This window comes from Helicobacter pylori, assembly GCF_017594925.1.
Classification (GTDB): Bacteria; Campylobacterota; Campylobacteria; order Campylobacterales; family Helicobacteraceae; genus Helicobacter; species Helicobacter pylori_DP.
The window spans coordinates 1-16,458 of sequence record NZ_JAALNT010000024.1; the positions used below are offsets into that span (position 1 = coordinate 1).

General features: G+C 33.9%; 16 protein-coding genes and 4 pseudogenes. 19 read left to right on the top strand and 1 reads right to left on the bottom strand.

The annotated features are described in order from the left end of the window. Positions 1–177 precede the first annotated feature (177 nt). The 19 genes and pseudogenes from G6069_RS07290 to G6069_RS07370 all read left to right on the top strand — a co-directional run. A pseudogene (locus tag G6069_RS07290) lies at positions 178–743 on the top strand (vWA domain-containing protein). 94 nt (positions 744–837) lie between these two features. Then, positions 838–1,156: pseudogene (locus G6069_RS07295) on the top strand (hypothetical protein). A 3-nt stretch (positions 1,157–1,159) separates the two neighbouring features. Beyond that, positions 1,160–1,846: a protein phosphatase 2C domain-containing protein gene (locus G6069_RS07300; protein WP_197293857.1), complete on the top strand. Its 687-nt coding sequence runs from the start codon at positions 1,160–1,162 to the stop codon at positions 1,844–1,846. Beyond that, on the top strand, positions 1,837–3,183 hold the full coding sequence (locus G6069_RS07305) for a protein kinase domain-containing protein (RefSeq protein WP_197293858.1): 1,347 nt from the start codon (positions 1,837–1,839) through the stop codon (positions 3,181–3,183). Before G6069_RS07300 ends, G6069_RS07305 begins: the two co-directional genes overlap by 10 nt. A gap of 132 nt (positions 3,184–3,315) precedes the next feature. Then, on the top strand, positions 3,316–3,717 hold the full coding sequence (locus G6069_RS08010) for a hypothetical protein (RefSeq protein ID WP_227624790.1): 402 nt from the start codon (positions 3,316–3,318) through the stop codon (positions 3,715–3,717). A 7-nt stretch (positions 3,718–3,724) separates the two neighbouring features. Further along, positions 3,725–4,057, top strand: a complete 333-nt coding sequence (locus G6069_RS08015) for a hypothetical protein (RefSeq protein WP_231628158.1) — start codon at positions 3,725–3,727, stop codon at positions 4,055–4,057. A 355-nt stretch (positions 4,058–4,412) separates the two neighbouring features. Next, positions 4,413–4,775 (top strand): AAA domain-containing protein, encoded by a 363-nt coding sequence (locus G6069_RS08020; protein WP_231628160.1) that lies wholly within the window; start codon positions 4,413–4,415, stop codon positions 4,773–4,775. A gap of 21 nt (positions 4,776–4,796) precedes the next feature. Then, positions 4,797–5,714 carry an AAA domain-containing protein gene (locus G6069_RS07315; protein WP_231628167.1) on the top strand — a complete coding sequence of 306 codons (918 nt, stop codon included), beginning with the start codon at positions 4,797–4,799 and terminating at the stop codon, positions 5,712–5,714. Next, positions 5,662–6,342: an ATP-binding protein gene (locus G6069_RS07320; RefSeq protein WP_197293859.1), complete on the top strand. Its 681-nt coding sequence runs from the start codon at positions 5,662–5,664 to the stop codon at positions 6,340–6,342. Before G6069_RS07315 ends, G6069_RS07320 begins: the two co-directional genes overlap by 53 nt. Continuing rightward, positions 6,339–8,120: a hypothetical protein gene (locus tag G6069_RS07325; RefSeq protein WP_197293860.1), complete on the top strand. Its 1,782-nt coding sequence runs from the start codon at positions 6,339–6,341 to the stop codon at positions 8,118–8,120. Before G6069_RS07320 ends, G6069_RS07325 begins: the two co-directional genes overlap by 4 nt. Next, positions 8,117–8,272 carry a hypothetical protein gene (locus tag G6069_RS08025; protein ID WP_139520894.1) on the top strand — a complete coding sequence of 52 codons (156 nt, stop codon included), beginning with the start codon at positions 8,117–8,119 and terminating at the stop codon, positions 8,270–8,272. The genes G6069_RS07325 and G6069_RS08025 overlap by 4 nt, the downstream gene beginning before the upstream one ends. Before the next feature lie 110 nt (positions 8,273–8,382). Next, positions 8,383–10,299, top strand: a complete 1,917-nt coding sequence (locus tag G6069_RS07335) for a DUF8727 domain-containing protein (protein ID WP_231628174.1) — start codon at positions 8,383–8,385, stop codon at positions 10,297–10,299. Positions 10,300–10,305: 6 nt separating this feature from the next. After that, complete coding sequence (locus G6069_RS07340; protein ID WP_197293861.1) at positions 10,306–13,389, top strand: DUF2357 domain-containing protein; 3,084 nt, start codon at positions 10,306–10,308, stop codon at positions 13,387–13,389. After that, on the top strand, positions 13,382–14,050 hold the full coding sequence (locus G6069_RS07345; RefSeq protein ID WP_197293862.1) for an AAA family ATPase: 669 nt from the start codon (positions 13,382–13,384) through the stop codon (positions 14,048–14,050). Before G6069_RS07340 ends, G6069_RS07345 begins: the two co-directional genes overlap by 8 nt. Continuing rightward, the gene (locus tag G6069_RS07350; protein ID WP_197293863.1) at positions 14,028–14,816 is read left to right on the top strand and encodes an integrase; all 789 of its coding nucleotides are present in this window, start codon (positions 14,028–14,030) and stop codon (positions 14,814–14,816) included. The genes G6069_RS07345 and G6069_RS07350 overlap by 23 nt, the downstream gene beginning before the upstream one ends. Before the next feature lie 119 nt (positions 14,817–14,935). Then, positions 14,936–15,415 carry a hypothetical protein gene (locus G6069_RS07355; RefSeq protein WP_000571134.1) on the top strand — a complete coding sequence of 160 codons (480 nt, stop codon included), beginning with the start codon at positions 14,936–14,938 and terminating at the stop codon, positions 15,413–15,415. Further along, positions 15,412–15,696 (top strand): TrbC/VirB2 family protein, encoded by a 285-nt coding sequence (locus G6069_RS07360; protein WP_000736106.1) that lies wholly within the window; start codon positions 15,412–15,414, stop codon positions 15,694–15,696. Before G6069_RS07355 ends, G6069_RS07360 begins: the two co-directional genes overlap by 4 nt. Before the next feature lie 11 nt (positions 15,697–15,707). Further along, positions 15,708–15,971, top strand: a complete 264-nt coding sequence (locus G6069_RS07365; RefSeq protein WP_001177716.1) for a hypothetical protein — start codon at positions 15,708–15,710, stop codon at positions 15,969–15,971. Between the two features lie 64 nt (positions 15,972–16,035). Further along, a pseudogene (locus G6069_RS07370) lies at positions 16,036–16,383 on the top strand (hypothetical protein); the annotation flags it as partial. Here the strand turns inward: G6069_RS07370 and G6069_RS08030 are convergent. Further along, positions 16,382–16,458, bottom strand: a pseudogene (locus G6069_RS08030) (type I restriction endonuclease subunit R); the annotation flags it as partial. The pseudogenes G6069_RS07370 and G6069_RS08030 overlap by 2 nt on opposite strands.

The window sequence follows — 16,458 nt, forward strand, 5'->3', positions numbered from 1 at the left end:
ATCATCAAAAAGAGTGCTGAAATGAATGTTTTAATCAGATTGTGCTTTATTCTTGTGATTGGGTTTTTTGGCGCGAAAAATTATTTATAAGGAGATGTTATGGCATTAGATTTAAGTAAATATTCTGTGGAAGAACGCTTTATTCCAGTATTTTTATTGTTAGATACGAGTGGTTCAATGAGTCATTCTTTGGGTAATGGCACACGCATTGGAGTGCTTAATCTTTGCATTCAAAAAATGATAGAAACTTTAAAGCAAGAAGCTAAAAAAGAGTTATTTAGCAAAATGGCTATTGTTACTTTTGGCGGAAATGGCGCGGTTTTGCACACGCCCTTTGATGATATAAAAAACATCAATTTTAAGCCTTTAAGCGCGAGTGGTGGCACCCCTTTAGATCAAGCGTTTAAATTGGCTAAGGATCTTATTGAAGATAGAGACACTTTCCCTACTTAATTCTATAAACCTTATAGCATTTTAGTTTCGGATGGCGAGCCAAATAATGATAAGTGGCAAGAGCCTTTGTTTAACTTCCACCATGATGGGAGAAGCACTAAAAGTATGTGTTGGAGCATTTTTATTGGCGATAGAGAAGCCAACCCGCAAGTTAATTTAATAAGGATTTTGGCAAAGATGGCGTATTTTACGCAGATGATGTGGAAAAGTTAGTGAAGTTGTTTGAAATCATGACCCAAACCATTAGCAAGGGTTCTGCTTCAATTAAAAAGTTGAACTGGATTCCATGATGGATGATTTAAAATCTTTACGCCACAAAAACGCTTTATTTATGGATTTAAACGATGAAGTTGATAGATATTTTAAACCCTTTAAAGAGAAAGCATGAAGATCATTATAGATAATTCAGGATCTATGAATGAAAATGGGAAAAAAGAAGCCCTTCAATTATGGCTTTTAGCTTTTGAGCAATTGGCTAAAAAATACAGATATACAAAAGTGGGATTTAAAGGGTTTAAAAGGGGAGTTTGAAGACGCTTTGTTGTTGAGCGATGGGCATTTTACAGAAGAAATTCAAGTTAAATCCAGTGTGGCTTTTGGAGCGGATGCCAATATGATCAAACTTAAAAAAATCTCTTCTAAAGTGTTTGATAGCGCTGAAATTTTTCAAGTATTGCATTTCATGAAAAAAGTGGATGATTAAGCAATGAGAGATTTTAAAGCGTTTGGGGCTTCTATTAGGGGAGTATACCATGCGTATGCTAGATTGCCTAATCAAGACGCTTTTTTAATCAGAAAAAATCAAAAGGGGTTATTGCTTGTTTTGTGCGATGGTTTAGGGAGTAAAAAAGATTCACAAATTGGGGCTAAAAAATTGTGCGAGAGCGTAGAAAAAGCCTTAAATGCTATTGATATACAAGGTTGCAACTTAGCGTTATTGAATAAAGTTATTTTTAGTATTTGGGAGTGTCTGCTCTATCCTTTGGAAGTTCGCAATGCGCTAAGCACTCTGCAACTGGTTTTTATCGGCAAAGAAAAGGCGTTTATAGGTAAAGTGGGTGATGGGTTGTTGGCTGTTTTAGGAAAAGAACATAGATTATTAAGAGAGGATAAGCAAGATTTAGTGCATTTCACAACACCTTTTGATCGCAATACGCTTTTAACTTGGGAAGTCTTAGAGCGTAAAAAAATTGATGCGTTATTCTTATGCACGGATGGATTAGATGAAAGCTTAATAGATGCAAGACGCTTGGATTTTGTTAAGGACATAATCAGTGAATTTAAACACAAAAAAAAGGCATCAAAAAAGTGCTATGTGCTCTTAAGGAATCATAAATTTTATGATGATACGAGTTTGATCATAGCGTATAGAAAAGGTAGTTTATGGAGTTAGAAGAAATTGTTGATAGTGAGAGGAATATCCATAAGACTATAGAAGTTTTAGGAAAAGGCGGACAGGGTATAGTGTATCGCTGTTTGGATAAGGATGTGGCTATTAAGGTAGTATTGAGGGATGGAGATTTTATTAAAGACAAAGAATCCCTCAAACAATATGAAAAAAGCGTTCTAAACTTATCTTTTAAGCCGATAGAGAGTCATTTCCCTATGTCAATTCCACTGGTAACTTTGAAAGAAAAACAAGGCTATGTGATGAAAATGGCTGAGGGCTATGAACCACTAAAAACTTTTTTAAAGAAGCCCAGCATTTTAGAAAACGAAGAAAAAGATGGGATTTTTAGGATCAATAATGCCATTCAAGAACTTTGCAAAGATAACCATTATATGACTTTAAGTTTAAGTTATTACTCACAAACACAAGGATTGAGATCACGATTAAAAATACTCACCCATTTAGCAAAACTTCTATTCAGATTGCAAAGTAAGGGTTTGGTGTATGGGGACTTGAATTTAAACAATGTTTTTTATAAAGACAATTCAGCGTTTTTAATTGATGCGGATAATGTGCGTTATGAGAGCGAAAAAGCCCTGTGTGTTATTTTTACGCCTAACTATGGGGCTTTAGAGATTAGCCAAACCTCTAAAAATAGCGATACAACCAATTACAACACCATGCTTAGCGATACCTTTTCTTTTGCCATCATAGCTTATGAACTTTTAAATATAGTTCATCCTTTTGACGGGAATAGTGCTGGTGATGCAGAAAATTTTATAGAATTGCCTTGGATTGAAGATAGAAAGGATGATAGCAATCGTTCTTGTGGCTTACTGCCTTTTTTCTTAACAAGGGATTTAAAAAATTTATTAGCACAATGCTTTGAAGAAGGCAAAAAAGATCCTTTGAAACGCCCTACTATGCCCTTATTTATAGAGAGCTTAGAAAAAGCTAGCTTGCAAGTGTTAGAATGTGAAGATTGTTCAATGACTTATTATGATAGAGAATGGGAGATTTGCCCTTATTGCGATGCTAAAAAACCTATCAGACTTGTAGCAACAAGTTATTACCAAAATAGTGAAGTTTTTTATTTTACCTCGAATTTCACAGACCCTATTTTTTTACCGACAACCTTATTTAAGGGGATTGAAGTGGTTGAAAGCGAATGGGAGTTTGCAAAGATTGCTAATAATATATTGATTTTTCATCATGACATACAACAAGAAAAGATTCTCATCAATGATAAAAGGTTGGATCACTATAGGATAGAAATAGATTTAGAAAAAGAATTGACTATTTCATACAATGGTTTTTTAATTAAGGTTCAAAAATGCTGAGTTTTATCAAAGAAGATAGCACCATCTTATAACCTCAATACCGCAAAACTAGAGCCAAAAGATAGAGAAAAATTGGGATTATTAAAGATTGAAAAAAATAAAATATATTTTCATCTAGATGAAAAGCGTTATTTGAAATTAGAGATCATAGGCAAAACCAAAGAAAAAGAAATTAAAAATGCTTTTTGCAGTAACGCTTTTCTTGCAGCTCAAGTCCTAAATTTAAGCGAAAACCAAGAAAGACAAGTTTTAGAATTGAAGTGCCGTTTCTTCAAACGCCCTATAAAAATTCTTCCTGAACCGTTAAACATTAATTTCAAAGACACAATCGCAGAAAAGTTACTAAAAGATATGGGAAAAGACAAAAAACTAGAAGATTTTAAAGAAACTTGTATTTTAAAAATGGCTGGTCCTACTTATTTTGTGTGCGTATTGCCTTATGAATATGAAAATAAAGAGAATAAAGAGAATGGTGGAGAGATTTTAAAAGAAGATTTCAGGCTGTTAAATACCAAGGGGGGGATTAAGCGTTAAGCACGCTTTGATAAATAATAGGCATTCTTATGAAGCGATAAAATTAAGACCTATTAAACAAGAGCTAGCGCCTGGTTTGTGTTTGTTTTTTCAAGGTTCATTAGAGTTTAATGATAAAACCACAAAAACCATGCGAACGAGCCTTTTAGACCAGATCCAGCAAGATGACAAATCTTATTTAAAAATTTGGGAAAAATATCTCATCAAAAGCACTCAAAAAAGTTTTAATGAGGCAAAAGAAGTGGGGGTTTTAAAGATTGAAAGCGTGAGTAAAGCAGGAGGGAGTTTAAGAATTCGTTTTAAGCCAACTTTAGACAAGAATAAAATGGAAATCTTATAAAGAAAGCGCAATTAAGAGAGAGGGAGTGATTTAGGGGTTTTAGAGGAATTAGACCCACAAAATGAAGAAAGTTTAATCAATTTTATTCCTAAACAAAAGAAACAAATTTCTAAAAACAACAGCCAATCAATAATGATTAAAGACATTAGTGGGGATGATTTTATCATAAATTACGATCCTTCCATAAAAGAGGGCGATGCTTTTCATTTAGATTATATGGGGGATCTAAATACGCTTACAAAACAATATAGCGCATTAGATAAGACAAAGAAAGGTTTGAAGCGCCAATCCTAATTTAGGATTAATTTTAAACATTAAAGAGGATAGTGATGGCGATAATGATACTGCAGACACGATGGATGAAGTCTTAAAAGAGATTTTATCAAGTTATCAAAAAAGAGCTTTAAAATTAACCAAAAGAGTTAGAAAGAAGATTTTTAAGAATGATTCCACAGAAAATCAAGAAAAAGCCATAGAGATCGCTCTAAATACCCCTGATATTGCTATTATCCAAGGGCCTCCTGGAACGGGCAAAACCACTGTGATCAATGCCATTTGTGAAAGATTGTTTGAAGAATACCCTAAGGATAAAAATATCAAGGGGCAAATTTTACTGTGCGCTCAAGGGCATGATGCGACTAACAATGCACGTGAGCGCATCAAAGTAGGGGGATTGCCCACTTTTAAATTTGGTGCTAAACAAAATGCTAAAGAATAACAATACAAACAAGATGAAAGATTGAATGAGCGATTGAGAGAGCTTGCTGAAATACTCATAGAAAGCGTGAGAAAAAAACTGCAAAAATTAGGGGATTATGAAAATATAGAAAAAATTTTGGATTTAGAAGAAGCCCTTAGACGCTACTATAGTTCGCCTATCAGCGAATTGGAATTTTTAAAAGAAATAGAAAAAAATGCGATCTTTTTTGATTCTTCTATGCATGAAAGGCTGAGCCAATTAAAAGCAGGGCAGCAAAAACAAGAAATGCCCGCCAAACTATCCGTTATCCATGCTTTACGCACCACACAAGAGGGGTTTGAAGATGATGGAGTTATGCGTAATTATGATCTTTTAGAAAGCCAGTTTAAAGAAAATCTTACCAAAGAAGATAGAGAGCTTTTGGAATCGCCTAAGCCAAATTTAGAAAAATTACAAGAGCTTAAAATAAGATTGTTAGAAAAGAATGCCCCTAAAAGAAAATATGAAATTCCTAAACCCAACGAAGAAGTAGTGTCCTTAGCTAATGACTTGCTAGAAATTCTTTCTTCTCAAAGCCCTAATGACAAACGCATCAGAGTTTTATTGGAATATATAAGCGTTTTAGAAAGAACTCCATGGGATTTAGAGAGCTTGTTAAGGGATTATAATTTTGTCTTTTCTAACACCACAGGGCAACACAATCAAGCATTAGAAAGAAAAGAAACCCCTTATTTTGATAGCGTGATTGTTGATGAAGCGGCCAAGGCTAACCCCTTAGAATTGCTTATGGTGATGGCATTAGCCAAAGAGCGCATTATTTTGGTGGGCGATGACAGACAATTGCCGCATTATTTAGACGATGAGATAGGAAAAAAACTTGAAGATGAGAGTCAAGATGCGCAATATGAGAAAGAAACTCAAAGAAAGAGCTCAAAAATTAAAAGAGCTAGATGGTAAGGAGTGCTTTATTACCCTAAACATGCAATACGGAATGCATCCCTTGTTGGGGGAATTAGTGAGCGATGTTTTTTACAAACCTCATAATGAAAGTTTTGAATCGCCTTTAAAAGGAAAGCATTTAGAAGAAAAGCCTTTCAAACACAATCTGAGAGTTTTGGATAACAAGCCTTTGGCATGGATAGATGTCAAAGAATCTAAAGAAAAAAGGAATGCTGATGGTTCTTACTATAGGGAGAGTGAAATTACAGCAATTAAAGAATGCTTAGACCTTTTTATGAAAGATGAGTCAGATTTCACTTTTGGGGTGATTACTTTTTTTAGCGAGCAAAAAAGGCTATTAGAACAAGCTTTAAAAGGATACGATAATTTGGAGATAGGCACGGTGGATAGCTTTCAAGGTAAGGAATTTGATGTTGTGTTTTTATCAAGCGTAAGAACTCGCCATACTGAGGGTTTTGGGTTTTTAAAAATCTCTTCTTGTCTGTGTGTGGCCTTGAGCCGCCAAAAAAGAGCGCTCATTGTAGCAGGGGATAGAGAGAAATTTGACACACCAGAATCAAAAGATAAGGTCTCAGGCCTGTTTGAGTTTTTACAATCATGTAAAAAAGAGGGCAAAATTTTATGAAAATTATTAGCTTTGAAAATGATTCTGTTTGCGATAAACATCTGTTGATTCCTTGCAGAATTTATTGCGTAGAATTAGAAATTAGACATAATGATTTAGGGTTAAATGCAATAGAAAAATGCGCTTTAAAACTAAAAGAATCAGGGGTAAAAGATGAAGAATTAAAAGGTTTTTTAGGGTTTGGGGGTGAGTTGGATCTGTTAGAGCCTATTTTAGAAAAGATTGAGACTAAAACGCTTGAAGAGTATAAAAAAATTCATGCGCATTTTTACTACAATCTAATCAATCAAGAATTTTTGCATTTTGTGGATTTGGAGCGTGTCAGAGCTATAGATGGAAAAGAGTTAAAAAATAGTATAGTGGAGTTTTTTGCAGACTCTAGTTTCAAGGCAGAGAGCCTATACTATCCAAAAGAAAATAACAAGTCATTAAATGTGAATGAGATAATAATCCGTAAAACGATAGAGACATCTATAAAATACCATAAGCAAGATACTTTACGCCATGCAAAAGTGGTGAGTTGGCATGTTTTAGGAGAAGTTTATTATTTGCATGCCAAAGCCTTTGATGATAGTAAGGAAATAAGAGTGGAATGCAAGAATCACCCTATTGAAAAGATGGCAGAAAAATTAGAGGAAACTAATCCTGAATGGTTTGAAAAATGGAGGGAAAAACAATACACCCAAACTGGCGAATCTAAGCCATCAAAACGAATCAAAGTTTTTAAAAACTTTACGGCATTTGATGACAGATTGTATACAATTGAATGTAATTTAAAAAATCTGGATACCCATCAAAAAAAGTTTGAAATTTGTGGGGCTCTGTATGACATTTATGAACAAATTTTTGATGAAACACCAAGCTTGAAAGGGCGCGATTTAGAAACATACAAAGCACAAGATTTGTCAAAGAAATTCATGCATTTAGGTTTTGAACAGATCTCAAAAGATTTAAACGACTCTAGATTGAACGCTTTATTGCGCTATGAGGAAAAAGTCATGCAAGCTTTGACTAAAAGTTACCCTAGTTTTTTACAAGATTTGCATGATATAAAAAAATACAGGAATAAAGATAAACACGGCGAGAAATCACAAGATGGGTCTTCTTTAACGAGAGTGGAATTAGAAAAATACAGAGATGAAATTTATTTTCTAGTAGAAAATCTTTTAAAAAACCCCTTGATTAAAGAGGGAGAAAATGCTCAAGAAGAAAAACATTATAAGAAAAATGCAGAGATTGACGCCCAATCCCAGCTATCAAACTTAAACGCACCCAAAGCCTTATTTGAATGTTTTGTGGGAGTTAATCTGGCCAAAGCCAAATATTACTCTAAAAAAGAAGAAAGAGAAAAAGAAAAGATGGTTTTGAATTTTTGTAAGATATTTGAAATTATTCTTTTTGAAGCTATCCAAAAACAACCAAAGCTTGATTTTAAAACTAAAGACGAGCTTTTAGGGGATCATCCTAATCTTAAAAATTTATATTTTTTAAGAGAAGTGAGGGAAGACTTTTTGAAAAGAGCGTTTAAGAATGATGAAGCGAGTTTGGGAGCGTATGTGTTAGTGTTGCTTAGCTGTAAGTATTTTGAGAGCGTGTTTGAAGAAGTTCAAGAATGGCTGGATTTTATCGCTAGGCTTATTGCTTTGAGAGGCCATGCACACAAGATAACTAAAGAACTTGAAAGATTAGAAGAAGAGGATTTAGAAAAATTAGAAAAACAAGCACTAGAATATTTTAATAAAATAGCAAATAAAATATATCCAAAGGAGAAACGATGAGCGGGAATGAAGAATTGGAGCTAAGAGCCAGAGAAACTGAGTTGGATAAAAGAGTAGCTGAGTTGGATAAAAGAGTAGCTGAGTTAGATAAAAGAGAAAAACAGCTTAGAAAAGACATTGATGCGTTCAAACAAGAAAAAAAGTTTATCTAAAAAACCGAAAAGAATTTGAAGATTTTATAAAAGATAGAGAGGTATTTAAAAAAGAGCAGGTTCAAAAAGTTAAAGAGAGCTTACGGACTTATGAAAAAGAGCAAAAAGAATTGATCTTAGAAACAATAAGCAAGCAACTACAAGAGCGACAAGAATCTCTCAATAAAGATTATAAAAAGAAGCTAGAAAGTATCAAAGAGCGCTCCGATAGGCTAGAGAGTGATCTTAAAACGCAATTTGACGCCCAATTAGAAAAGTGGGAGCAAAATTTTAAGGACTATGAACAACAACTAACAGGCATCTTAGAAGAAAAAGCGCAACTAGATTTGGATCAACAGCGTCTTAATGCCCAAAAACAAGCACTTGAAAAACTCATGAAACAAAGAGAAGAAGAGATCAAAGAGGAAAACCGAAACGAGATAGAGCGTTTAAAAAAACAAAAGAATGATTTGCATGCCCAACTAGATGAAATGGCAAATGAAACGAGCGCTCTGAGACAAAAAAACAGAGAACTGAAAGAAAAAATAGATTGGCAAAAAGATTATGACAGGGAAAAATTAGAACGAGATAATAGGGATTTAGAACAATGCAAAGAGGATTTATTAGCCGCTAATAAGGATCTAAGAAATAGAATCCAAGAATGGGAAAATGAAAAAAGCGAGCTTGATCCAAGAGATGAAAGAATAGAAGAGTTAGAAGAAGAAAAAAGGGAATTAGAGGGAATTTTAGCCCAAAAAGAGAACGCAGAACAAAAATATAACACTCTTTCAGTCAAAAATAAGCAATTAGAAGCTGAGTTAGATATGCTTAACGAAAAATTTGAAAAACTGAAAAATATGTATGCTGGGGTAGAGGATTTTGAAAAACGCCAAAAAAATATCAAAGAACAAATTGTAAAAACCAACCCCAAAGTCTTAGGCGCACCTTCAAACGAAGTGGAAGAATTAGCGTTCTTAGAGCGTATAGAAAAGGGCATGCAAGAGTTCAATGTTTTCTATCCCAAGCGTTTATTGTATATGTTCCACACCGCTTTAAAAAGCACGTCTCTATCGCCATTGAGCGTGCTAAGTGGGGTGAGTGGGACAGGAAAATCTGAACTGCCTAAGCTCTATGCGCATTTTGGGGGGCTAAATTTTTTAAGCATTGCCGTGCAGCCTACTTGGGATAGCCCAGAATCGTTGATGGGGTATTTTAATGCGATAGAAAACAAATTTGATGCGACAGAGTTTTTACGCTTTTTTATCCAGACCACTTTGAGCAATAATGAAGAACCATACGGCTTAAAAGAAGCGATGAATATTGTGTTGCTTGATGAAATGAATCTAGCCCACATTGAATTGTATTTTGCAGAATTTTTGAGCAAGCTAGAGGTTAAACGCAGTAAAGAAACTAATATCAGCATTAAACTAGGCACCGGCTTAACTTGGGAATTGCCCTTAGGCGATAATTTATTGTTTGTGGGCACGATGAATGAAGATGAAAGCACCAAAATGTTAAGCGATAAGGTGCTAGACAGGGCGTTTTGTTTGAACTTTGAGAGACCTAAAATATTGAAAAGCAAGCAACAAAAACCTCTTCCTAGTAATGATGAATATTTAAAAGCTGAAACTTTTAATTGTTGGATAAACAAAAAGGGTGATCAAGAAGCTAATCTGGAAGGAAAATATAAAAAACTAACCGAAGAGATCAATGAACGCTTGAGCACTTGTGGTAGAAGCATTGGGCATAGAGTGTGGCAGAGCATGAGTGCTTATATGCATAACCACCCTTTAGTTCTCCATGCTTTTGATAAGGATAAGGCTTTGCAATTCGCTTATGAAGAATGCTTGATTTTAAAGATCTTCCCCAAACTTAGAGGGGTTCAGACACGCAACAACCAACACTTAACAAAGATTCAAGATCTATTGAAAGACTTTAGCGTGTCTTCGGATTTCAAACAAGCTATGGAAAATGATTCCAAAGAGTTTGTGTTTAACAGCGCTAACTATTTGAATAATGCCGAATATGAAAAACTTCTCAAAAAGTAGCATGCAATGGATCTAGAAGAACTCTATGCGCCTAATCACATAGAGCGTTTGAAAGTGCGGAGTTTTTTAAGATCGATTGCTTTTTTTGATGATTTTAGTGCTTCTTTTGAATACAGAGATCTATTTAGCGTTTTGGAAAATATCGCGCAATTTGATTATGAAAAAAAGCCGTATAAAGATGATTTGTATTTTTTGTGCAAATTTGTGGAGCCAGCCCTAAAGGCTATCTTTAGCAATCTAAATACCAATATCTGCAGAAAACATTTAAAAATGCCTTTAGAAAAGGCTAGGGAATTTGACGCTAAATGCGTATTGTATTTAGCCAAGCGACCAGGTCGTAGTTTGAAAGAAAAGTTGTGCGACAATAAAGTATTGAGCGTCAAGCGTTATGTGAATGCCAATACGCATGAAAACAGGTTTCTCAAGCGTTTCATTAAAGAACTTTTAAGAATAATTCATTGGCGCGAGATAGAATTCCAACAGGTTTTTGAAGAGTCAATTTTCAGCATAACAAGTTTTTTAAAGAGTGGAGTAGCCCAACAAATTGACGAAAAACAAGCCATCATTCCTAATAACTTGTTGCATTTTGATAAGCACTACAAACGCATTTTTAAAGCCCATGATTGGCTTTATGATGGTGTGGGGTCATTGATGAATTTGGATCAAATTTTCTATTTGGAGTGTTTATACCAAGCCCAATTTTATACTTCTATAAACATTGAACCCACGCTAATTAGAAATGAACAAGATTTATACGTGCTAATTAAAAATAGTTTTCCAGTGAAAAATTTATCGTTTGAAAAGATGCGTTTAAAAGCGAAAGAGTTTTTTGAAAATGAATTAAAACAGCCTATAAATTTAAATCAAGAAATCCCGCAATTGGAATTGTGTAAGGGAGTTTATAAAGAAATGTATATTGATATGTTTAGCCCCAAACCCTTCGCTTTGTTAGTGGGTAATGACAATGAAGAAAAGATTTTAAAGCTCCCCCTTTTAGCCAAAAATCAGGAGGATAATATTTACATCAACGCTAATGGCGCTAAGGGTGAGATAAATAAAAAAGGTTATTTGGCCAACGCTCTCAAAGACTATGATGAGACTCTCGTGGAAGCTTTTATGAGAGATTTCAAGGAACGCTATAAGATAGAAAAATTATATTATTTATTAGATGATAATATTAAAAATTTTGAATTTGCTAAGATCAAGCATAAAATAAGCTTGTATTTTAAAGACGCAAAATTCTATCCTAAAAGCGTTGCTTTAGGACTTAGTTCTTTGTTTGAAAATAAATTAAAGAAAAATGAGCGTTTGCGTTATAACAGCATGGATTTGGTCGTTAAAGCAAACCATAAAAGTAAGACCTTTAATGATTGTGGCTTGGTTTTGGAGAGGCAAAAAAGCGATGATTCAAAAGCTTATTTATTAAAAGATGAGCCTTGTTATATCAAAAAAGCTTTAAAAAATTTTAAAAGAGCCTTAGGATTAGAAAAAGAAGGCTTTATTCTGTATAAAGAATGCTTGCCTAAGCTCTCTATGGAAGTGATTGAAGACGGGTGGTTTAAAAGCTTTGAGATCATTAAAGATAAAACCATTTTAGGAGATAAAGAAACCCTAGAGATTGAAACGCTTTTTATTATCCCTAAAGGGCGAGAAAGCCTTGCTTTGCCCTTGATCCTAAATGAAGAAAAAATCGACTATCAAGGCAAAATCACCTCTAAAGATTTTCCCCTAGAAAATGACGAAGAATACAAACTCACGCTCACTTATGACATTGGCACCGAGTTTAACTATGTGTTAGAGTTTAAACCTGTCAATAATGATTTAAAGCCCATTGTTATAGAATGGCAGCGTATTGATAGGGTTGAACTCCCTACGCCTAATCTCATCAAAAAACCAAGTATTAATGAACTAAAAAGCGACTTTAATCCTAATAAGGGCAAAAGTTCTGATTTATTTGAGTGGGCGCTAGAGCAATTAGAGACATTGAAAGATTTAAATAGTCCACCCAGATTTGTTATAGAATTCTCAGATAAAAAACTAAAATGCGGTGGAATCTCAAGAATAGGGAAAGATAGAAACAATGAACTTTTTTACATAGTGGAAACAAATGGTAAAAAAGTTTTTTGTCATAGCCGTCAATGCAAAGAGAGTGCGAACAGAAATGAGCTTTCACAAGGCGTGCGAGTGTGTTTGGAAGTGTTTTTAGATAGGGAAGACCCTAGTAAATATCGAGGTAAAATTTATGGTTTGGAAAAAAATAGAGAAATTGTTTTATTAAATACAGCTAAAAATTATTATCAAAGAAAACCTCTAGATGAGAAAATTAAACACAGAATAGAAGCGCTCAAAAGAATCAAGTATCCTTGTTTAAAAATTTTTTCACATTACACGCTTGAAGAGTTAGAAACCTTAAATCCTGAATTTGCTACTCCCTTTAAAGAACATTTGAGACGGTTAGAAGAGTATTATTTTGACCCACAAACAGACAAAGATTTTAAAAAAGAGATCCTGGATTTCTTTAGTCGCTTGAATGATAGCATTCCCGCAAAATTACAACAAGAATTTATTAATTTACCTTTTGAATCACCTTCTACGGATTTTTTAAGCAGATGTTTAGGCTATCTTGAAAAAGACTTTCAAAAAACGATTTTTAAGAATCTTACTAACCCAAAGACTTTAAGCATTGTGGCTAGGGCTAGTTGGATTAATGAGAAATTTTTAAAGAACTTGATGGCTCAAACCAGCTTGGAGCAGCAAAAAGGCTTTTTGAAGCGTATAGAAGAGTGTTTGAAAGATCCTGAGCCGTTTTATTTCAGTAGTGCATGCGAATTGTTGTTAGCGTTTTTGTCTTATCGTAACGCTAAAAGAGAGTTAGAATTGATCCCTGAAAGCGAGAAAACCATGCGTTTATTGGACAGCATAGATAAAGCGATAGAAAAAGAGACTGAAATTAAAAGCTTTGTAAAATTAGAGCTAAAAAATCAAAGCTTCAACAATATCCCACCTTTGTTGTCGGCGTTACGCTTGTATTTAAGGGGGGATTTGGAAGGTGTTGGAATTGAAATTAATGGGACAGAAGAGGATGAATAAATCAAACAAATTAGTCATTATCAATCGCGCCATTCCAGGTGGGGGCAAGACCTCTTTGATCAAACAGATTGAAGAGTTGGCAAAAAGCTTGGGGCATTCTATTAGCGTTCATTCTACCGATGAATATTTCATCCAAACAGATGAAGAGGGTATCAGGCATTATGTTGTTGATAAAAAGAAACTCAATGAATACCACCAAAACAATCAAGAAGCCTTCAAACAAGCTTTAGAAAATCGTATAGATATTGTAGTGTGCGATAACACCAATTTTGAATCGTGGCAAAGCAAACCATATACAGATATGGCTAGAGAATTTGGCTATAAAATTTTGTTGATTGATTTTAAGAATAGACACTTAGAAACCCCCATGGATTATGGATGGGATGTTGCGCAATGCATCAAGAAGCCACGAGGTATTGCAAAGCATTATGACTATGATTTTTATTTGGAGAGGGTTTTGGTTGAGCCACAGGATTATGAGAGACAAAATAGAGAGTTGAGCTTAAAAGCCTTAGAATTTTTGAAATACAATTTTGATTTTGATGTGATTTTTTATTCTTTTGGGGAGCAATTAATGCCTATTCTTACTAGAATGTTAGTTTCTGTCTCTAAGTCTCATAGAAAGAGACTTGAAAACTATGGCAAAGACATTAAAACCTAATTTAGATAAAGATGAGTTAAACACACTTTATAAGGCAAATCTTGCTTATGCTAAAAACACGCATGAGCATTATTTCAATTTTAAAAAAGATTTAGACTACAAACTCTTTAATCCTAGCATTATGCATGAGCAAGGTTCTATAAGCTTTGTAGGCGGACAAGGAGCTAAAAGATTATTAGACATACTCTACAAGCTCGCATTTAATGCTAAGTCTAATAAGATTGCCCTAGATAGACATTACGCCAAAATGTTTTTGCAAGTTGTAGCAAGAACTCTAAGAAAGAATGTCAATATATTAGAAGAGCAAGGTTTTATTGAAGTCATTAAAGGAAAACAAAGATACTTGTATGCGTATCTTAAAGATTACAGAGAATTAGAGGGCTATAACTACGTAGGAGCTAATCAAAAGAACAATATCCCATCGCCTTTTTTCTTACAGATTATGCGTTTCTTAGAAAAGTTTGCCAAAGAAATTGAGAGAGTAAAAATTAACAACAAAGAATGTGTTATGCATATTCCTAGCCAAGAGCTTATGCAAAGAGTTAATAATGTTGTTTTAAAATTCACGCCTATTTCTAATCCTAATACCACTTACACTTTATCCTACAAGGATTTAACAAACAAAGACATTCCTTCTAATCTTTGTTTCTATCAAACAGCCATTGTGAAGAAAAATCTCTTAAAGGTTTTAAAAGACAAAGAATGTGTAGGCGAACCTATTAACAACTCACCCAAAGTTTCAAACTACTTTCAAGAGAGTGCTTAAGAATGACACCAAGCACAACTTTAAATATTTGTTTCAATAAGAAAAACAGCAAACTGATACAACTGAAACTAAGAATGAATTAACAAGAGAAGAGTTTTCAAATTTACTAAAGGAAAACAATGATTGAACTAATCTTACACAAGAAGTCCATACAAATTGATGAAACATTGCTGAATGTAAAAGAGCATTTAGAAAAGTTTTATTCAAACAAAGAACAAGAGACAATCGCAAAAACCTTAGAGAGCCAAACAGAGCTTACTTGCAGTTATTTATGGGATAAAGATTTTTCATTGCTAGAAAAGCATTTAGAAAATAGCTTAGGGCATTTTACTTTTGAGAGTGAGTTTGCCCTACTAAAAGACAAAGAGCCTTTGAATTTAGCTCAAATCAAACAAATCGGTGTTTTAAAGGTTATTACCTATGAAATGACACAAGCCTTAAAAAATCAAATCATTCATTTAACGCAAGTTGTCAATGAAGAAAATTTAGAGTTTGATGAAGAACTTGTTATTTATCACTTAGATTTTAAGCTCAATCAAAATACTTACAAAGTGTTAGCGAAATTTTGCGTGATTAAAAAAGAAAGGAACATTGCATGAAAAAATTAAGGCATTTTAGAAAGCTTATCGCCTTTTTAGGTTTTTCACCTCTTTTATTACAAGCGGATATGACTACCTTTTTTAATTCCATTGAACAACAGCTCACTAGCCCTACGGCTAAAGGCATTTTAATGGTTATTTTTTTAGGACTTGCTATTTTTATATGGAAAAACTTAGATAGATGGAAAGAAATTTTAATGACCGTGCTTGCTATTGCAATTGGTGCTGCAATCTTTTTTAAAGCCCCAGCCTTAGCTAACTGGTTTATGAGTATTTTTTAAAAGAAGTCCCCATGCAATTAGTTGGTATTTCAGTTTCTAATCTCAAAGAAATCAGCTCCAAAGAAAAATTTCTTTGGCTCAATGCTAAGAGTTTTTTACTCTCAGGATTTGTGCCTTTTATTATGATACCTTGGCTAGATATATTGAACTCTTTTGTGCTTTATGTGTGCTTTCTCTTAATTTTTAGCATAGCGGAGTTCTTTGATGAAGATATAAGTGACATTTTAATCGCTCATTCCAAAATTAAAACCAAAGCTAATTCATTTTACGCTTAAAAGGAAAAAATATGCAAAAAGAAGTCTTAGTAGAAAAACCTAAAAGAAAAAGAAAGTCTTCTTAATGTTAGAAAGCGCCCTTAAATATTGCAAGGAAAAAGCCATAGACCTTTTAGCAGGGTTTGTGCCAAAAACCTATTCTATGGCACAGGAGTGCAATATTTTAGGCTTGTATGATGATACTTTCATTATTACCAAACAAGAAAATCTAGTAGGCATTATATCCTTACAAGGACTAAGCTATTCTAATTTAATGCAAAAAGACTTAGAGGGCTATTTTGATACTAGACAAAATGTTCTCAACACCATTAGTAAAGACATTCAATTAAGAATTGTGGCTAAAAGGCGTAAGGAATTTATCAATCAAAGTCCAAATATTGACAATATTTATGCCAAAGCTATTATCACACAAAGAGCCAGATTTGCGCGAGGTTATAAAAAACTTTGTTTTCAGGGTTTTCATAGCGTTTGATGTGGCGATCTCTTT